The 15,599-nt window shown below is 68.9% G+C and carries 14 protein-coding genes, 1 tRNA gene and 1 pseudogene; 7 read left to right on the forward strand and 9 right to left on the reverse strand.

Annotated features, from left to right (window positions below; genetic code table 11):
- Positions 1-25: 25 nt before the first annotated feature.
- Entirely contained in the window at positions 26-478 is a 453-nt protein-coding gene (locus ACIP93_RS03850) for an ATP-binding protein (protein WP_345220754.1), read from the forward strand.
- A gap of 74 nt (positions 479-552) precedes the next feature.
- On the opposite strand, the gene ACIP93_RS03855 is transcribed toward ACIP93_RS03850, so the two are convergent.
- Both ACIP93_RS03855 and ACIP93_RS03860 read right to left on the reverse strand, forming a co-directional pair.
- Positions 553-2,040, reverse strand: coding sequence for an aminopeptidase P family protein (locus tag ACIP93_RS03855; protein ID WP_345220752.1), 1,488 nt, complete (start codon positions 2,038-2,040; stop codon positions 553-555).
- A 172-nt stretch (positions 2,041-2,212) separates the two neighbouring features.
- Entirely contained in the window at positions 2,213-3,703 is a 1,491-nt protein-coding gene (locus ACIP93_RS03860; RefSeq protein WP_401755313.1) for a PP2C family protein-serine/threonine phosphatase, read from the reverse strand.
- A 498-nt stretch (positions 3,704-4,201) separates the two neighbouring features.
- Between ACIP93_RS03860 and ACIP93_RS03865 the strand changes: the two genes are divergently transcribed.
- Positions 4,202-4,888 carry a bifunctional DNA primase/polymerase gene (locus ACIP93_RS03865; RefSeq protein WP_401755316.1) on the forward strand — a complete coding sequence of 229 codons (687 nt, stop codon included), beginning with the start codon at positions 4,202-4,204 and terminating at the stop codon, positions 4,886-4,888.
- Positions 4,889-5,072: 184 nt separating this feature from the next.
- Entirely contained in the window at positions 5,073-5,600 is a 528-nt protein-coding gene (locus ACIP93_RS03870; protein WP_401755319.1) for a hypothetical protein, read from the forward strand.
- A gap of 224 nt (positions 5,601-5,824) precedes the next feature.
- On the opposite strand, the gene ACIP93_RS03875 is transcribed toward ACIP93_RS03870, so the two are convergent.
- From ACIP93_RS03875 to ACIP93_RS03885, 3 genes are all read right to left on the reverse strand, one after another.
- Complete coding sequence (locus ACIP93_RS03875; RefSeq protein WP_401755322.1) at positions 5,825-6,802, reverse strand: DUF5926 family protein; 978 nt, start codon at positions 6,800-6,802, stop codon at positions 5,825-5,827.
- A 148-nt stretch (positions 6,803-6,950) separates the two neighbouring features.
- The gene (locus ACIP93_RS03880; RefSeq protein WP_345220742.1) at positions 6,951-7,538 is read right to left on the reverse strand and encodes an ATP-binding protein; all 588 of its coding nucleotides are present in this window, start codon (positions 7,536-7,538) and stop codon (positions 6,951-6,953) included.
- A gap of 85 nt (positions 7,539-7,623) precedes the next feature.
- Positions 7,624-8,445: a glycerophosphodiester phosphodiesterase gene (locus tag ACIP93_RS03885; protein WP_345220740.1), complete on the reverse strand. Its 822-nt coding sequence runs from the start codon at positions 8,443-8,445 to the stop codon at positions 7,624-7,626.
- 298 nt (positions 8,446-8,743) lie between these two features.
- On the opposite strand from ACIP93_RS03885, the gene ACIP93_RS03890 reads away from it, so the two are divergent.
- Positions 8,744-10,381 (forward strand): S1C family serine protease, encoded by a 1,638-nt coding sequence (locus tag ACIP93_RS03890; RefSeq protein ID WP_401755326.1) that lies wholly within the window; start codon positions 8,744-8,746, stop codon positions 10,379-10,381.
- Positions 10,382-10,424: 43 nt separating this feature from the next.
- Positions 10,425-10,514: transfer RNA gene (locus tag ACIP93_RS03895), tRNA-Ser, on the forward strand.
- Between the two features lie 131 nt (positions 10,515-10,645).
- Here ACIP93_RS03895 and ACIP93_RS03900 read toward each other — a convergent pair.
- Complete coding sequence (locus tag ACIP93_RS03900) at positions 10,646-10,876, reverse strand: hypothetical protein (protein WP_401755328.1); 231 nt, start codon at positions 10,874-10,876, stop codon at positions 10,646-10,648.
- A gap of 247 nt (positions 10,877-11,123) precedes the next feature.
- Between ACIP93_RS03900 and ACIP93_RS03905 the strand changes: the two genes are divergently transcribed.
- Together ACIP93_RS03905 and ACIP93_RS03910 are read left to right on the forward strand one after the other, a co-directional pair.
- Complete coding sequence (locus ACIP93_RS03905) at positions 11,124-11,303, forward strand: hypothetical protein (protein ID WP_401755331.1); 180 nt, start codon at positions 11,124-11,126, stop codon at positions 11,301-11,303.
- Positions 11,304-11,438: 135 nt separating this feature from the next.
- Positions 11,439-12,158 carry an IS3 family transposase gene (locus ACIP93_RS03910; RefSeq protein WP_401755661.1) on the forward strand — a complete coding sequence of 240 codons (720 nt, stop codon included), beginning with the start codon at positions 11,439-11,441 and terminating at the stop codon, positions 12,156-12,158.
- Between the two features lie 194 nt (positions 12,159-12,352).
- On the opposite strand, the gene ACIP93_RS03915 is transcribed toward ACIP93_RS03910, so the two are convergent.
- The 3 genes and pseudogenes from ACIP93_RS03915 to ACIP93_RS03925 form a co-directional block, all read right to left on the reverse strand.
- On the reverse strand, positions 12,353-13,108 hold the full coding sequence (locus ACIP93_RS03915; protein WP_345220734.1) for a HEPN domain-containing protein: 756 nt from the start codon (positions 13,106-13,108) through the stop codon (positions 12,353-12,355).
- Between the two features lie 2 nt (positions 13,109-13,110).
- Positions 13,111-14,247, reverse strand: a complete 1,137-nt coding sequence (locus ACIP93_RS03920; RefSeq protein ID WP_401755334.1) for a DUF262 domain-containing protein — start codon at positions 14,245-14,247, stop codon at positions 13,111-13,113.
- Between the two features lie 688 nt (positions 14,248-14,935).
- Positions 14,936-15,575, reverse strand: a pseudogene (locus ACIP93_RS03925) (transposase family protein); the annotation flags it as partial.
- Between the last annotated feature and the right edge of the window lie 24 nt (positions 15,576-15,599).

Genomic DNA, 15,599 nt, shown 5'->3' on the forward strand with positions numbered 1-15,599 from the left:
CGAGCCGCAGCCAGGAGGCTGGAGCATGAGCATCTGGTGGTCACTCCACTTGCGGCGCGAAGCCGCGAGCGTTCCGCTCGCCCGCCGTCTTCTGCTCGACAGCATGAACACCGCGGGCGTCGATCCGGACATCTCCTACGACCTCTCGGTCGCCCTCAGCGAAGCCTGTGCCAACGCGGTCGAGCACGGCGGCGACGACGAACCGGACCCGCAGTGCGCGGCGTACCAGGTCACCGCCTACCTCGACGGCGACACCTGCCGCATCGAGGTCGCCGATTCGGGTCCCGGCTTCCCGGCCGAGCGCAGACGCGGCAGGGGCCGGGCGCGCACGCACCTGCGCGAGAGCGGCCGCGGGCTGTGCCTCATCGAGCAGCTCGCCGACCACGTGCACTTCCGCAACCGGCCCGGCCGGGGCGCGGTGGTCAGCTTCGACAAGATCCTGAAAGGGCGCGAGGGCACACTGCTCCGGGCATCCTGAGATCCCCGGGCGGCATGCCCTCGTACGTCACCCCCGCACGGCCGGCCCGCGTACGGGCGACCCGTGCCCGGCTCCTACTCGGCGGCCCTGGTCGCCGCCATCCACGCCTCGACCTCGTCGGAGCGGCGCGGCAGCGCGGCCGACAGGTTCCGGTTGCCGTCCTCGGTGACCAGGATGTCGTCCTCGATCCGCACGCCGATGCCGCGGTACTCCTCGGGCACCGTCAGGTCGTCGGCCTGGAAGTACAGGCCGGGCTCGACGGTCAGGCACACGCCCGGCTCCAGGACGCCGTCGGCGTACGCCTCGCGGCGCGCGGCGGCGCAGTCGTGGACGTCCAGGCCCAGCATGTGACCGGTGCCGTGCAGGGTCCAGCGGCGCTGGAGACCCAGCTCCAGGACGCGCTCGGCCGGGCCCTCCACGAGGCCCCACTCGACGAGCTTCTCGGCGAGCACGCGCTGGGCGGCCTCGTGGAAGTCGCGGTAGGAGGCGCCGGGCTTGACGGCCGCGATACCGGCCTCCTGGGCCTCGTACACCGCGTCGTAGATCTTCTTCTGGAGCGGCGAGAACGTGCCGTTGATCGGCAGCGTGCGCGTCACGTCGGCGGTGTAGAGGGTGTGCGTCTCCACGCCGGCGTCGAGCAGCAGCAGGTCGCCGGAGCGCACCGCGCCGTCGTTGCGCACCCAGTGCAGCGTCGTGGCGTGCGGGCCGGCGGCGCAGATCGAGCCGTAGCCGATGTCGTTGCCCTCGACGCGGGCGCGCAGGAAGAACGTGCCCTCCAGGTAGCGCTCGGAGGTGGCCTCGGCCTTGTCCAGGACCTTCACCACGTCCTCGAAGCCGCGGACGGTGGAGTCGACGGCCTTCTGGAGCTCGCCGATCTCGAACTCGTCCTTCACCACGCGGGCCTCGGAGAGGTAGACGCGCAGCTCCTCGTCCGTCTCGGCGGTGGTCTTGTCGGCGAGGGCGGCCTCGATGCCCGCGTCGTGCCCGCGGACGTTGCGGACCCGGCCGGTGGCCTCGCGCAGCGCCTTGGGCAGTTCGCGGACGTCCTTGGCGGGCAGGCCCAGCAGTTGCTCGGCCTCGGTGAGGGAGTGGCGGCGGCCGACCCACAGCTCGCCCTGGCCGTCCAGCCAGAACTCGCCGTTCTCCCGGTTGGAGCGCGGCAGCAGGTAGACCGTCGCGTCGTGCCCGGACTCGGTCGGCTCCAGCACCAGGACGCCGTCCTGGGTCTGGTCGCCGGTCAGGTACGCGTACTCGGTGGAGGCGCGGAAGGCGTACTCGGTGTCGTTGGAGCGCGTCTTGAGGTTGCCCGCGGGGACCACCAGGCGCTCGCCCGGGAAGCGCGCGGAGAGCGCGGCGCGGCGGGCGGCGGTGTGCTCGGCCTGCGCGATCGGCTCCAGGCCGTGCAGCTCGGTGTCCGCCCAGCCGGACTTCATGTTCTCGGCGAGCTCGTCGGACAGACCCGGGTACAGCCCGTTCTTGCGCTGCTTGATGGGCTCTTCCTCCGTGGCTTCGGCCTCGCCGTCCACAACTTCCGGGGTCTCCGGCTTGAGCTCCTCAGACACGACACGTCTCCTCATACGACACAGGGACCAGGGGTTTCCCGCCTCCTGGTTCTCCATCGTATGTCCGTGCGGTCGATCGCTCCCCGGCCTGTGGACAACTGTGAGGAATCCATCCGCACCGGGCCGCACCGGCCCCCGTCGGCGCCCCGGCGGTCCCGTCCGGGCCGCGGGATCAGTCGAAGCGGGCCGCCAGCAGCACGACGTCCTCCGCCGAGTCCACCGCGTCCAGCCCGTCGGGCAGCACCGTGCGCAGCACGTGGTCGCAGATCGCCCCCGGGTCGTTCCGGACCGCCTTCGGCACGCCCGCCGCCGCCGCGTGCAGCCGCGCGAACGCCCGGTCCATCGGGTCGCCCGTGCGGCGCAGCAGTCCGTCGGTGTAGAGCAGCACGGTCTCGCCCGGGTGCGGGCTGATGTCCACGCTGGGCGCCTCCCAGCACGAGAGCATCCCCAGCGGAGCCGACAGCGACGTCTCCGCGTACTCGGTGCGCCGCTCGCCGACGATCAGCGGCGGGGTGTGCCCCGCCCCGGCGAGCACGATCTTCCGCTTGGCCGGTTCGCAGTACGCCAGCAGCGCGGTCGCCGAGCGCGCGGGCTCGGTCAGCCGCAGCAGCAGCTCCAGGTCGGAGAGGACGGCGACGGGGTCCTCGCCCTCCATGACGGCGTACGCCCGCATGCTCGCCCGCAGCCGTCCCATCGCGGCGGTCGCACTGGGCCCGGCGCCGGTGACCGACCCGACGACCAGACCGAGCGCCCCTTCCGGCAGCGGCAGCGCGTCGTAGAAGTCGCCGCCGCCGCGCGGCCCGGTCCGGTGGCGCACCGCCAGCCGTACGCCCGCGACCCGGGGCAGGCGGCTGGGCAGCAGCTCCTCGGTCAGGGCCCGCACCTGCGCCCGCGCCCGCTCCAGCTCCAGCAGCCGGGCCAGGTGCTCGGAGGCGTACCGGCCGTAGAGCCGCACCAGGTGCCGCTGGCGCTCCGCCGGTTCGGCGGGCTCGTCGTACAGCCAGACGGCCGCGCCGAGCCGACCGGCGGCCCCGGCGAGGGGGAGCGCGTAACTGGCGGCGTAACCGAGGCGGCGGGCGACCTCGCGGTGCAGCGGGTCGAGCCCCTCCTCGTGCAGCAGGTCGGGGCTGGCGCCCGGGTCGCCGTCACCGGGCCCGGCGACGCCTTCGAGGAAGCGGCCGTACGCGGTGGCGTCGCGCGGCACGGTCTCGATGTGGCCGAGGTCGGCGTGCGCGAGACCGAGGCCGACGGTGCTGGCGGGCCCGAGGCCGTCGGCCGGCTCCAGCACGGCGAGTCCCCGGCGGGCCCCGACGAGGGCGGCTCCGGCGCGCACCACCTCGTGCAGCGCCTCGTCGAGGGTGCCCGTCGCCACCAGGCGTTCGGTCAGTTCGTGCAGGGTGGTCAGGTCCGAGACCCAGCCCGCCAGCCGGTCCTGGATCACCGCTCCCGTGGGGACGGAGGGCGTTCCCGCAGGCGCGGGAGTCTGCGCGGGGGGCGGAACCAGTGGATCGATTCCGGCCACTTTCGGCACGTTCGGGGCGCTCATGTCAGCCGGCTTTCCACCTGGTGCGTTCTGCTCAATAGCATCGCAAACCCCCATGTCATTCTGCGCCGCTATCAATGGATCCACATCTACACGCAGATGTAAGGCCATGTCCAGCATTGTCCTTGAGGGATTGATGGTGTCCCTGGGAAAACAGAGGAATGTGTACCTGGCCGGAAAAAGCCGCCCCGTACCCGCATTTGCGGTCGACTGAGGGCGTTCGACAGCGCGTCATATCGGCCGTGCTGGGTATCTGCCTCAGGTGATGACCGGGGGACTGCGGCCGTGCCGCCGTCGGCCCGGAACCCGGCGGCAGGCGCAGGCGTCCTATCCGCTGTGGGCCCGGCGCCGTTCCGAATGACGGTCAGGGACCGTTCAGGCACCAGGGATCAGCACCAGGGATCAGCACCACCGGAAACGACGGCGACGTCCCTCGGGGACGGGAAAGCGCCCTGTGCGCGCCACCCCCCGCCACGTTCCGCGCTCGGCCCCTGTGGGGCTGCCGTACCGCAGGCTGTCGAGTGGCTCTGAAATACGTCCCGTAAGTACGCGCAGTGTGCAGCAGTGAGTGCAGTAGTCATGTGGACCTCGGCGTTCAACGGAAAGGAACGAGCGCTCATGCGCGAGATCCTCGGAAGGCGACGCAGGCTCCGGTTCCGGCGGAGCGAGCGGTCGGTCCTGCCCGGTACGGCGCTCACCTGCGCCACCGTGTGGCAGTGGCCGGTCCTGCCGGGCGTGGGGCTGACGGCGGCCGACGGCCGCGCGGGCGCGGCGGTTCGCTGCGCCTGTCCCGACCCCGAGTGCGTGGTGCCCGGCGCGCACCCCTTCGACCCCGGCCTGCCGGCCGCCACCACCGACGCGCGCATGGTGCGCTGGTGGTGGGAGAAGCGCCCGGACGCACCGGTGGTGCTCGCCACCGGCGGGCGCGCTCCCTGCGCGCTCAGCCTCCCGGCGCTGGCGGGCGCGCGGGCGCTGGTGGCGCTGGACCGGATGGGGGTGCGCCTGGGCCCGGTCGTGGCGACGTCCACCCGGTGGTCGCTGCTGGTCGCTCCGTACTCCCTGGAGCGGCTCGGTGAACTCCTGTACGCCAAGGACCGGGTGCCCTCCTCGCTGAGGTTCCACGGCGACGGCGGCTATCTGGTGCTGCCGCCCGCCGAAACGGGTGCGGGGCAGGCGCGTTGGGAGCGCGAACCGGCGCTCGGCGGGGACGGGCGCCCCTGGCTGCCGGACGTGGAGACGGTGCTGGACGCCCTGGTGGTGGCGAGCAGCGGTGCTCCCGGCGGCGGCAGCAGGCTCGCCTACTGACCCGTGTTCGGTGAGCGGCGGCGGCGGACCGCCGTGCGCCGCTCACTCGTAAGAGTGCGAGACGGCGCGAGTTCAGCGGAATTGGGCGCGCGGCCGTCGAACCGTGCGCCCACCGTCGATATCTTCGGCCCACCGTCACGAATTCCCCGGCAGTTGACAGGTGGGACTCCCCTTGAATATCCGCATGATCGGGCTTTCGGCCGTCGTGGTGTTCACCGTTCTGCTGCCGTTCGCGGGAGCCTCCGCGGGGCCCGCGCCCGGAACGCCGGCCGAGCCCGGCAGGGCGCTCGCCGGCGTGCCGCGCGTGACGGACGACCCGAAGCCCCGCGAGACCGAAGCCCCGGGGCGCGTGCGCGCCCGGTGCGGTCCCGAGGTCTCCTCCCCCGACGGGGTCGAGGCGCAGACCTGTGTGCTCACCGAGGCGGGGAGGGCCTGGGCGCGCACGTACTACCGCAACGCCACGGGCGAGGAACTCGACGCCGTGCTGACGCTGATGGCTCCGGCCGGCCGTACCGTACGGATGCGCTGCGCGATCGGCGCCGGGGACGAACCGGGGTCGTGCGAGACGCCGCGCGAGCCGGCGGCGCAGCGGTGGGCGGCGGCACCCGAGAAGGACGCCTCGTACACGGCGGTGTCGGAATTCGCGGCCCGGGGAGACGGGCCGCTGCTGCTGCGCTCCGGGAGCAACTCACCGGAGTCGGCGCGGCCGTAAAGAGGCCGTAAAAATGAAAGGCCCGATCGCTGGCGACGGGGGATGCACCAGCGACCGGGCTCCTAGAACGGTAACAAGAGATCTGCTGTTCGCAAATTCGATCTCGTGTATTCAGACAGGGATTTACTCGTCAGTACGGGTCACTGTGACCGGAGTCACTGCGCCCGCTCCGTCCCGTTGTGCGACGTGCAACGGAGGGGCCCCGAAGAGCCCCGTCCGGGGAGTCAGCTCAACGTCACCTGACGGTTCGTGAGGCCGCCGCGCGAGCGCCGCTCCTCGGCCGTCAGCGGGGCGTCCGAGGCGAGCGCGCCGGCGAGCCGCTCGGCGAACGCGGCGGCGGGCTTCTCGCACTCCTCGGCCGTCATCGCGCTCGGCAGGTCCCAGACCGGAACGATGATCCCGTGCGCCCGGAACGAGCCGACGAGGCGGGTGTCCTCGCCCAGCGACGAGGCGCCCGCGGCGTGCAGCCGGGCCAGCGCGTCCAGGAGCTTCTCCTCCGGGTGCGGCATGGCCCACCGCAGGTGGTTCTTCTCGGGCGTCTCGCACCAGTACGCACTGTCCACACCGGTCAGCCGCACGGTCGGGATCGCGGCCGCGTTGGCGCGCTCCAGGGAGGCGGCGACCTCGGGGTCGGCGTTCGCGCCGTTCTCGGCGTCCGGCACCCAGAACTCGAAGCCCGTGTGCACGTCCGGCGCGAAGGCGGCGTCCGGGTCCAGGAGGTCCTGCAGCCGCGGGCCGTCGGCGGGCGCCGTGTCGGCGGTGACCGGGTTGCCGGGCTCGGCGACGAGCGCCCGCCGCAGGGTGGTCGCGAGGTCGCGGCTCAGGTCGCCGGAGGGGGTGTCGTTCTGCAGGCCGAGGAGGACGGAGCCGTCCGAACGGCGCAGCGCGGGCCACGCCATCGGCAGCACCGTCGCGAGGGTCACCGAAGGAACGCCGTCGGGGAGCCCGTCCTTCAGGGTGAGCGCGACCGTCGCGGCCGGCACCAGCTCGCGCAGCGCGACCCAGTCACACTCCCCGGCCAGGCCCTCGAAGGGGCGCTGGACCAGCTCGGTCACGGCGTGCGAGGCGGCACGGCCGTGACACGCCTTGTAGCGGCGGCCCGAGCCGCACGGGCAGGGCTCGCGCGCCCCGACCACCGGCACGGGCTCGTTGCTGGCGGTCTGCGGCTTGGCGGCCTTGGTCTGCGGGCGCTTCTTGGCCATGCGTGCTTCTCCCCTTGCGGCAGTGCGGTGTCGGCGCGAGCCTAGCCGCAATGGGGGACACGTCCGGCGTACGTCCTCACCCGTCCCGCGCACGTCCTCGTGCGTCCCCGGCGCGGCGGGCGCCGGCGCCGCCCGACGGCGCGGGCCGTCAGCCCAGGTCGTCGAACGGGACCGCGAAGTCCAGCACCGGCGGTGCCACGCGCGTGGCGAAGTCGCTGTGCCGGTCGCTCTCCTCGAGCACCACCCACACCGTCACCTCGCCGGACGCCCGGTCGTCCCGGACGCCCCAGTCGCGGGCGAGCGCGCTGATGATGTTCAGCCCGCGGCCGCCCCGCGCGGTCACCGAGGGAGTGGCCGGAACCGGCCGGGTCGGGCCGCCGCCGTCCGTCACCTCCACGGTCAGCCGTCCCGTCGGGCCGACCTGCCAGGCGGCCCGGACGGCTCCGTCGCCGACCTCCGCCGCCCCCAGTGGCCTGCCGTGCCGGCAGGCATTGCTCAGCAGTTCGGAAAGGACCAGAACCGCGTCGTCGACGACCGATTCCGACACCCCTCCGGTGCGCAGCTCCGTACGCATCCGACGTCTTGCCGCGCCCACGCCGGCAGGGCCATGCGGAATGGCCATGCACGACGACGTGGGCACCTCCTGTGCCTCCATCAACGCCACCCCCGAGACCTCCTTCGCCCCACGCCACGGTGTGGATTCCCCAATGGCCTGGACCGGAAACCGGCCAAGCATTGGCCAATGATGCACTCGTAACGATCGAATCCGGTACGGATGCGCCGGTGCACTCCCAGCGGCGGCCGGGGCCGGTCCCCGGGCGTCAGGCGCGGCCGAGCTGCGCGAGCACCTGCCGGGGGCGGTTGGTGATGATCGCGTCCACGCCCAGGCGGACGCACAGCTCCACGTCCTCCGGCTCGTTCACCGTCCAGACGTGCACCCGGTGCCCCGCGCGGTGCAGGCGGGCGATGTAACCGGGGTGGTTGCGCACGATGCGCATGCCGGGGCCCGCGATCCCGGCGCCCGCCGGGAGCCGCCCGTCGCGCAGCCGGGGCGTCACGAACTGCATCAGGTACACCGTGGGGAGGGCGGGCGCGGCGAGGCTCACCCGGTGCAGGGAGCGGGCCGAGAAGCTCATCACGCGCACCGGGGCGGGCGCGCCCGCCTCCCGGGGCGGCCCGTCGAGACCGAACCGCCGCAGCATCTCCAGCAGCCTCTCCTCGACCCGGCCCGCCCACCGGGTGGGGTGCTTGGTCTCGATGGCGAGCTGAACCGGACGGCCCGCGTCCGCGACCAGTTCGAGCAGCCGCTCCAGGGTCAGCACGGAGGTGAGCTCGCCGCGGTCCGGGTCCCGGTCCGGACGCTCCCCGCTCTCCTCGATGCCCTTCCAGGACCCGAAGTCCAGGGCGGCGAGGTCGGCCAGCTCCAGTGTGGAGACGGCGCCGCGGCCGTTCGAGGTGCGGTTGACCCGGCGGTCGTGGACACAGACGAGATGGCCGTCGGCGGTCAGGCGCACATCGCACTCCAGGGCGTCGGCCCCGTCCTCGATGGCCCTGCGGTACGCGGCCAGGGTGTGCTCGGGGGCCGCTTCGGAGGCTCCGCGGTGGGCGACTACCTGGATGGTCTGCTGTCGTGCGTGAGTCACCGCGTCATGGTGTCACCGCCGGCGGGCAGGTGTACGCGAAGCAGTGCGGGGAACGGGTGGCCGCGAGGGAAACAGGGGGCCGTTCGGCCGCTTCGAGGCCGGTTCCGGGTGCGTCCGTTTGGTCCGGAATAAAGGATGACGAGCGGACGCACAGGTCCCGTTTACAGTGCTCTGACGTGCTGTGGGAAAAGCTGACAGCACACACTTGCACAGCGGAAAACGGCCTACAACGGGACCAGGCTTCCCGGAGCGTGCCGCACCATCAGAAACAGGACGACGTGGAACCGAGGAGAGAGCTGTGAGCACCGAGAACGAGGGCACTGCGGTACCGGCCGCCCCGTCCGTACCGCCGTCTCCCGTCCCGGCCACGGAACAGGACGCGAAGCCGTCCGGCGCCCCGGGCGCGGGTGCTCCCGCGGCTCCCGCGGCCGGTGCCGGTGCCGGTGCCGGTGCTCATCCCGACGCGGCGGCGCCCGCCGACCGGACGCCGGCCCCGGAGCACCCGGCGGAACACCCGCCGACCCCGCCGTCCGCCGCGCACCAACCCCCCGGCCAGCAGCCTCCCGCCCATCAGCCCGCCGCGCACCAGCCCCCGGCGCCGCAGGCCCCCCAGCAGCCCGCCCCGCAGCAGCACCCGGCCGCGCCCGGCGCGGCCTGGCCCCCGCCGCCGCCCGCGTTCCCGGCGTACGGCACCGCCTACGGCAGCGGCCACGGCGGCGACGCGCACCACGGCGGCGGCCACGGCGGTGGCGGCCACGGCGGCGGCGACCCCTGGGGCGCCCCGCTGGGCCAGGAGCCCCCGGCCCCCAAGCGCCGGGGGCGCGGCGGGCTGATCGCCGCCGTCCTGGTCGCCGCACTGGTGGCGGGCGGCGTCGGCAGCGGCATCGGCTTCTGGATGGCGAACCGCGAGGCGAACTCCCCGGGCGGGTCCACCACGATCTCCGCCGCGGGCAACCCGCAGGACTTCAAGCGCGACCCCGGCAGCGTCGCGGGCGTGGCGAGCAAGGCGCTGCCCTCCGTCGTCACCATCGACGCGCAGAGCGGCAGCGGCGAGGGCGGCACCGGCACCGGCTTCGTCTACGACAAGCAGGGCCACATCCTGACCAACAACCACGTGGTCGCCTCCGCGGCCGACGGCGGCGACCTGTCCGTCACCTTCTCCAACGGCAAGAAGTACGCCGCCGAAGTCGTCGGCCGGGCCCAGGGTTACGACGTGGCCGTCCTCAAGCTGAAGAAGGCGGGCGATCTCGCCCCGCTGCCCCTCGGCGACTCGGACAAGGTCGTCGTCGGCGACGCGACGATCGCCATCGGCGCGCCCTTCGGCCTGTCCAACACGGTCACCACGGGCATCGTCAGCGCCAAGGACCGCCCGGTCGCCTCGGGCGACGGCCAGGGCAGCAAGGCCTCGTACATGAGCGCCCTGCAGACGGACGCCTCCATCAACCCGGGCAACTCCGGCGGCCCGCTCCTCGACTCCCGCGGCGCGGTCATCGGCATCAACTCCGCGATCCAGTCCGTCCCCAGTGGCGGCTTCGGCTCCGGCAGCGGCCAGGCGGGCTCCATCGGCCTCGGCTTCGCGATCCCGGTCAACCAGGCCAGGACGGTCGCCGACCAGCTCATCAAGACGGGCAAGCCGGTCTACCCGATGATCGGCGCGACGGTGGCGATGGACCAGAAGGGCGAGGGCGCGAAGATCTCCGAATCGGGCGCGGGCAACACCCCCGCGATCACCCCGAACGGCCCGGCCGCCGCCGCCGGCCTCAAGCCCGGTGACGTCATCACCAAGTTCGAGGACCGCGTCATCGACAGCGGCCCGACCCTGATCAGCGAGATCTGGACGCACAAGCCCGGCGACAAGGTCAAGCTGACCTACACGCGCGGCGGCAAGGAGTCCACCACCGAAGTGACCCTCCAGGCACGCGAGGGCGACAACTGACCGGCTAGGCTGTCCTCGCGTCCCCGCAGGCGGGTGACGCGAGGGTGGGTTGCCCGAGCGGCCTAAGGGAACGGTCTTGAAAACCGTCGTGGCAGCGATGTCACCGTGGGTTCAAATCCCACACCCACCGCCAGGTCAGGGAAAGTGCTGGTCAAAAGGGGTGCTCCCCTCACGGGAGCACCCCTTTCGCGTGTGCACTGTCTCACTCCTTCTCGCCCGTATCCCAACGTTGACCAGTACGTATGGGCCATCTGTGGGCCAGGTTCAAGGCCGTTCGTCCTCGTCCAGCGCGCGGTCGATCAGCGCGTTGGAGTGGCCCTGACCACCTTTGAGGATCTTGGCGTAGAAGCGATACAGCATGGCGATGCTGTGGCCGGCGCGAGCGGCCACTTCCGCAGGGTCCACCCCGGATTTGATCCAGAGCGAGATTCCCGCGTGCCTGAGCGAGTAAGGCACGGCAGCGAGCGCAGACCCGGCTTCGCTGGCAGTGAGCACCTTTGCGCGGGCTCGTTCCCAGACATCGCAGTATTCGGTAGACGCAACTGGGTCTGTCGCACGGTCGGGTGACATCTGAACTGGCTTGCTCTGTGGGGTGGGTGGGGAGGATGTCGCTGTGCCCAAGCCTTGTCCGCAAGAGTTCTGCGAGGATGTCGTGCGGTTCACGAGGAACCGCGGCCCGGGCGTGACGGTCGAGCAAGTCGCCGCCGACTTCGGCGTCCATGCGATGACGCTGTGGAAGTAGATGCGCCGGGCGGACATCGATGACGGAGTGAAACCCGGAACGACCAGCCAGGAGAGCATCGAACTGCGGGACGCACGTCGGCGGATCAAGCTGCTGGAGCAGGAGAACGAGGTCTTGCGTCGGGCCGCGGCCTACCTGTCAGAAGCGCATCTGCCGGGAAAAGGATCTACCCGCTCGTGAGAGAGCTGGCCACCGACGGAAAACCCCGTCACGGTCGAGTGCCGGGTCCTCAAGCTCGCCAGGCAGCCCTACTGCCGCTGGCTCGAATGCCCGGTGAGTCAGGCCTAGTTCGAGCAGGCTGCCCGCGCGAACGCACTGTTCGATGCCCATCGCGAGGATCCGGAGTTCGGCTACCGCTTCCTGGCCGACGAGGCCCGTGACGCCGGGGCCGGCATGGCGGAGCGGACCGCGTGGCGGGTCTGCCGGGACAACCAGTGGTGGAGCGTGTTCGACAAGAAGCGCGGGCGGGGCAAGAAGGCCGGCCTGCCGGCCCACGACGACCTCGTCCGCCGGAACTTCGCAGCTGGCCGGCCGAACCGGCTATGGCTCACCGACATCACCGAACACGGCACCGGTGAGGGGGAGTTGTATCTCTTCGAGGTCGAGGACGCCTTCAGCAAGCGGATCGTGGGCTACTCGATCGACTCCGGGATGAAGTCCCGGCTGGTCGTCACGGCCCTGGACAACGCCGTGGCCCGACGCGGCGATGTGGCGGCTGCGTGCTGCACAGCGATCGCGGATCACAATTTTTGTTCCAGGAAATTCGTCCGGTCGCTCGCCCGCCCTCACATGGCCGGATCGATAGGGAGGGTCGGCGCGGCCGGCGACAACGCGGCCATGGAATCCTTCTTCAGCCTGCTGCAGAAGAACGTCCTTGACCGCCAAAGCTGGGCCACCCGCGAGGAACTGCGGATCGCGATCGTGACCTGGGGCGAGCGGACCTATCACCGACGCCGCAGACAAGCCGCCCTCGACCGACTGACGCCCATCGAATACGAAACCGTCATGACCACACCGGCCCTCCAGGCCGCGTAACTGAATTTGTCACTTGAAGCTGCAGCAGACCCATGACATTCCTGTCGGGCTCGCGCGGGCTATAGCTGGCATTATTTACGAGAGACTTAAGCACACGACGTGAGATATAGGGCGGGACGTATCCTGTTGCAATACCCAACTCCTGACGCGGGCACGGTCAGCAGGGCCATTCCACCTCATTGTGTTAGCCGTTATTAGAGCGCCCACGCTCCTGGAATTCTCCCAACGGATCGCACGTAGGCGTCAACATGCTCCTTCAGCACGTGGTGTATCGCAGCCGCGAGATGCCTTGTGAAGTGAACATCGAATCTGATCTCTGCCGGAGAGGAGGGGATGCGTGCACCGCTGTGAGCGACAACGTTTCGCAATCCGACGAGTTCTCTAAGCCGCTCCTGTAGGTCTCCAACTGCTATGCCCGCAAGTTCTGGACTGGCGGGGGGTTCATATATCGCATCGAAATATTTCGCGATCTCATTCCATGGTTTCGTCACGCCGACAAGCTTCATCAAGTCAGCAACCGTGTCAGGGCCAGGATTCCCGCCGGTTTCGATTGCTTTGCCCGCGTTGATTCGCCCTCGGGTGATGTCCTGAGCGACAGCCAGTCCATCCCTGAGTCTGTCGCCTGGACTGCGTAGCCTTCCAAATCTTTTAGCCTGTAAAGCGGCCGTCATATTCTTAGAGATTAGGAGCACCTGCAGTTGCTCCGGTAGATCCCAAAGAAGCAGGTTCGGATCTGCTTCCTGATGCTGCTCCAACGCATATGTAACGACGTCTTTCACGAACTCTTCAAATCGCGCACAAAGAAGCACGACTGCGCCCGCGAGAATAGGACCTGGAGTCGGCCGCTGAGACAAGTACGAGAAAGCCGGATGGCGTAGTGTAATGGACTCGGCGAGATGCAATAGCTCTTCGACGTCATCGAGTTGTGTGGTAAATTTTTGGGTAGGCATAGCTACCTCGCGACGCTTTCAATCATCTCCATGACGCTGCTAACTCTATAATTAAGCGAGTGCGGGGTAGTCGCCTTCAGTGAGTTCGTGAATTCCCCGCTTGAGAAAAGTCTGTGCATCCCGAGTCGAATTTCGTTCGCATGTCGAAAGATCAGATCGCGCGAAAATTCAGTAACAGCCAGCATTTGCGCATCATAAAGCGGGACGGAAAACCTGGGATCGACCTTTCCGGATTCCGGTCGCCAACGCCTAAATACCTCGCCCTCGAAGGCGTTTAGGCACTTCTCCAGCGACTTTACAAATGACGTTTGATATTTCTCTAGCTCTGATGATGTGGATTCATTCTTTCTCCGCAAAAATTCCGTGAACATACGTTGGGAAATTGCGAAATCGCGATTCATCTCCTCAGATAGGACAAAATATCGGAGCACCAATTCTGCGTCGCGAAGATTGCCGGTTGAGTTCGCCCCTGCGCCGATTGCTTTTCGAAAGTCCGGCAGACGGGATAGTTCGACCGTAAGTGTATTGAACGGTCCCTGGTGTGTTGCATTCCGCAGTTCCTGGGTGGTTAGGGCTGTTCCTCCGGTGTTAAGGCGGGAGAAGACTTCTGTCTGCACGTGGGTGCTCGATGCTGAACTGATAATTACCGCTCGCATTGTGGACATGCGGAGGTGCATCTGCATTCGAATCGGCAAACCCTCAAAACAGGTTTCATTCGCCGAAATGAGGTCGGTGAGGCCTTTTAGTGTGTACTCCCCTTGCAAGTATGAGATTGCGGCGTGCAGTCGTTGTGCTCCATCAAGTACTGAATATTGGTAAGTCTCTGGATTTTCGGAAAAAAAGAGGGATGGGATGGGCAGGTCTAGAAGGAGCGATTCGATGAACTGTGACTTCTGGACCTGACTCCAAACCATAGGGCGCGCGAAAGCCGGAATAACCAATTCCCCTTGATTGAAAAGCCTTGCTAGTGACTCAATGTTAAAGTCCATGGCGTGAGTTCGGATGTCGGATCGAAGGGCTTCCCAATCATTCTGAATGGCTTCACTAGCGGTTTCCTTACCCTGGTCTTTGCCTTGCATTAAAATTCCCTCCATCATTGATTTCTGCAGGATGCGCTGACTGTCAGTGCCCGGGCGCATATGCTGTGCCTCCCCGTGGACTTCGACTGAAGGAGCCTTCCTGCTGCCTTCCTACGTGCTGTGCCGCCACTCCATACGTAGTACCCCACGAACCTACAGCGGCTTGAGCATTGCAGGGTTAGATGCCGCATCAGCGGCGCGGACCGTTACGACGTGCCGAGCAGCTGCTTATCACGGTGGTGGAGGCCTCCGGCGTAGCGGACTCGATAGCGCCGGGCTATTGCCTGCCGTGCTCCTGGTGATCTTTACATGCTGCAGGTGGTGCGTGACCGTGTCGAGCAGTTCGGCCGGCAAGGAGACGGTGCGCACCCCGGCCGCGGACTCCGGCGCCTCGCCGAAGGACCGGTCGTCCTGCAACTCGGTCTGAGCGCGGCGCATGGTGACGGTCAGCCCTTCCAGGTCGATGGCCCAGTGCCGCAGGGCTACTAACTCCCCGAATCGCAGGGAGTGCGCCGCTCCTGGCCGTGAGGGTCACTTCTTTGTTGGGCCACAGGGCGGGTAGTCGCGGCAGATCAACTGCGCGTGCCCAGGCAGGAGCGGGGCGAGGGCGATCATCTGTGGGTGCCGTCTGTCAGCATGGTCGCCCTCGGACGGCCTAGGGACGACCCAGGGACAGCCCAGAGGGACGGCCGCAACCGTCTCCTGAAGCAGCGCCCCTCCGCAACGACCATGTTAATACGCAGTAACTTACGAAAATGTCAGCGAAGTGCTGGAAGCAGACAGCGATGCCTTCGTTGCGGGCGGCCGTGGCGTCGTGCATGAGTTCAGGCCGCAGGGCATCAGTCCACCATGTGCGGCCCCGCCAGTCGGCGATCACGGTGGCTTTCATCGTGTTCTGCTTCTTCTTGCCCGAGACGAACGCACGGTGTCCGCCACGGTTGGCCGGCGGCCTGCGGACCTGGATCCCGGTGGCGTCGAGCCGCAGTTCGGCGCCTTCGGCCCGGGCGTAGGCACATACGTCCGTCAGCGTCCGAAGACGCAGACCAGGACGGTCGGGGACGGCACACCCCCGCTCGGCAAGGAGCGCGCGTATCTCTGCGATCGCACGGGTGAGGGTGGAGCGGTCGACGCCGAACAGCAGGCTCAGCACCGAATGCGGCAGGTCGTGCCGCAGATGGATCAGCGTGACCACCAGCCGGTCGACGAACACCAGCTGGTGGCGGGCGTCGGCACCCGCGGCCCGCTTCCGGACCCCTCCTCGTGCAGCATGGCGTCGGTCCTTCGAGGCCGGTCTGCCACGGCAGAGCCAACTCCTGTACCAGGCACGCGAGATGCCGCCGAGAGATTCCCGTGACATGCCGATGCGACAGCACCGTCCGATTGACCACGATCGCTACACCCGGATCATGCCA

This window comes from Streptomyces sp. NPDC088745 (assembly GCF_044751045.1).
GTDB classification, from domain to species: domain Bacteria; phylum Actinomycetota; class Actinomycetes; order Streptomycetales; family Streptomycetaceae; genus Streptomyces; species Streptomyces cremeus.

Bases quoted from the DNA above. Each gene is read 5' to 3' on its own strand.
- ACIP93_RS03865 (WP_401755316.1), top strand. From the start codon at position 4,202: ATGCGCGAGATCCTCGGAAGGCGACGCAGGCTCCGGTTCCGGCGGAGC.
- ACIP93_RS03905 (WP_401755331.1), top strand. From the start codon at position 11,124: ATGCGCCGGGCGGACATCGATGACGGAGTGAAACCCGGAACGACCAGC.
- ACIP93_RS03880 (WP_345220742.1), bottom strand. From the start codon at position 7,538: ATGCTTGGCCGGTTTCCGGTCCAGGCCATTGGGGAATCCACACCGTGG.
- ACIP93_RS03875 (WP_401755322.1), bottom strand. From the start codon at position 6,802: ATGGCCAAGAAGCGCCCGCAGACCAAGGCCGCCAAGCCGCAGACCGCC.
- ACIP93_RS03915 (WP_345220734.1), bottom strand. From the start codon at position 13,108: ATGCCTACCCAAAAATTTACCACACAACTCGATGACGTCGAAGAGCTA.
- ACIP93_RS03870 (WP_401755319.1), top strand. From the start codon at position 5,073: ATGATCGGGCTTTCGGCCGTCGTGGTGTTCACCGTTCTGCTGCCGTTC.
- ACIP93_RS03860 (WP_401755313.1), bottom strand. From the start codon at position 3,703: ATGCTGGACATGGCCTTACATCTGCGTGTAGATGTGGATCCATTGATA.
- ACIP93_RS03850 (WP_345220754.1), top strand. From the start codon at position 26: ATGAGCATCTGGTGGTCACTCCACTTGCGGCGCGAAGCCGCGAGCGTT.
- ACIP93_RS03920 (WP_401755334.1), bottom strand. From the start codon at position 14,247: ATGCGCCCGGGCACTGACAGTCAGCGCATCCTGCAGAAATCAATGATG.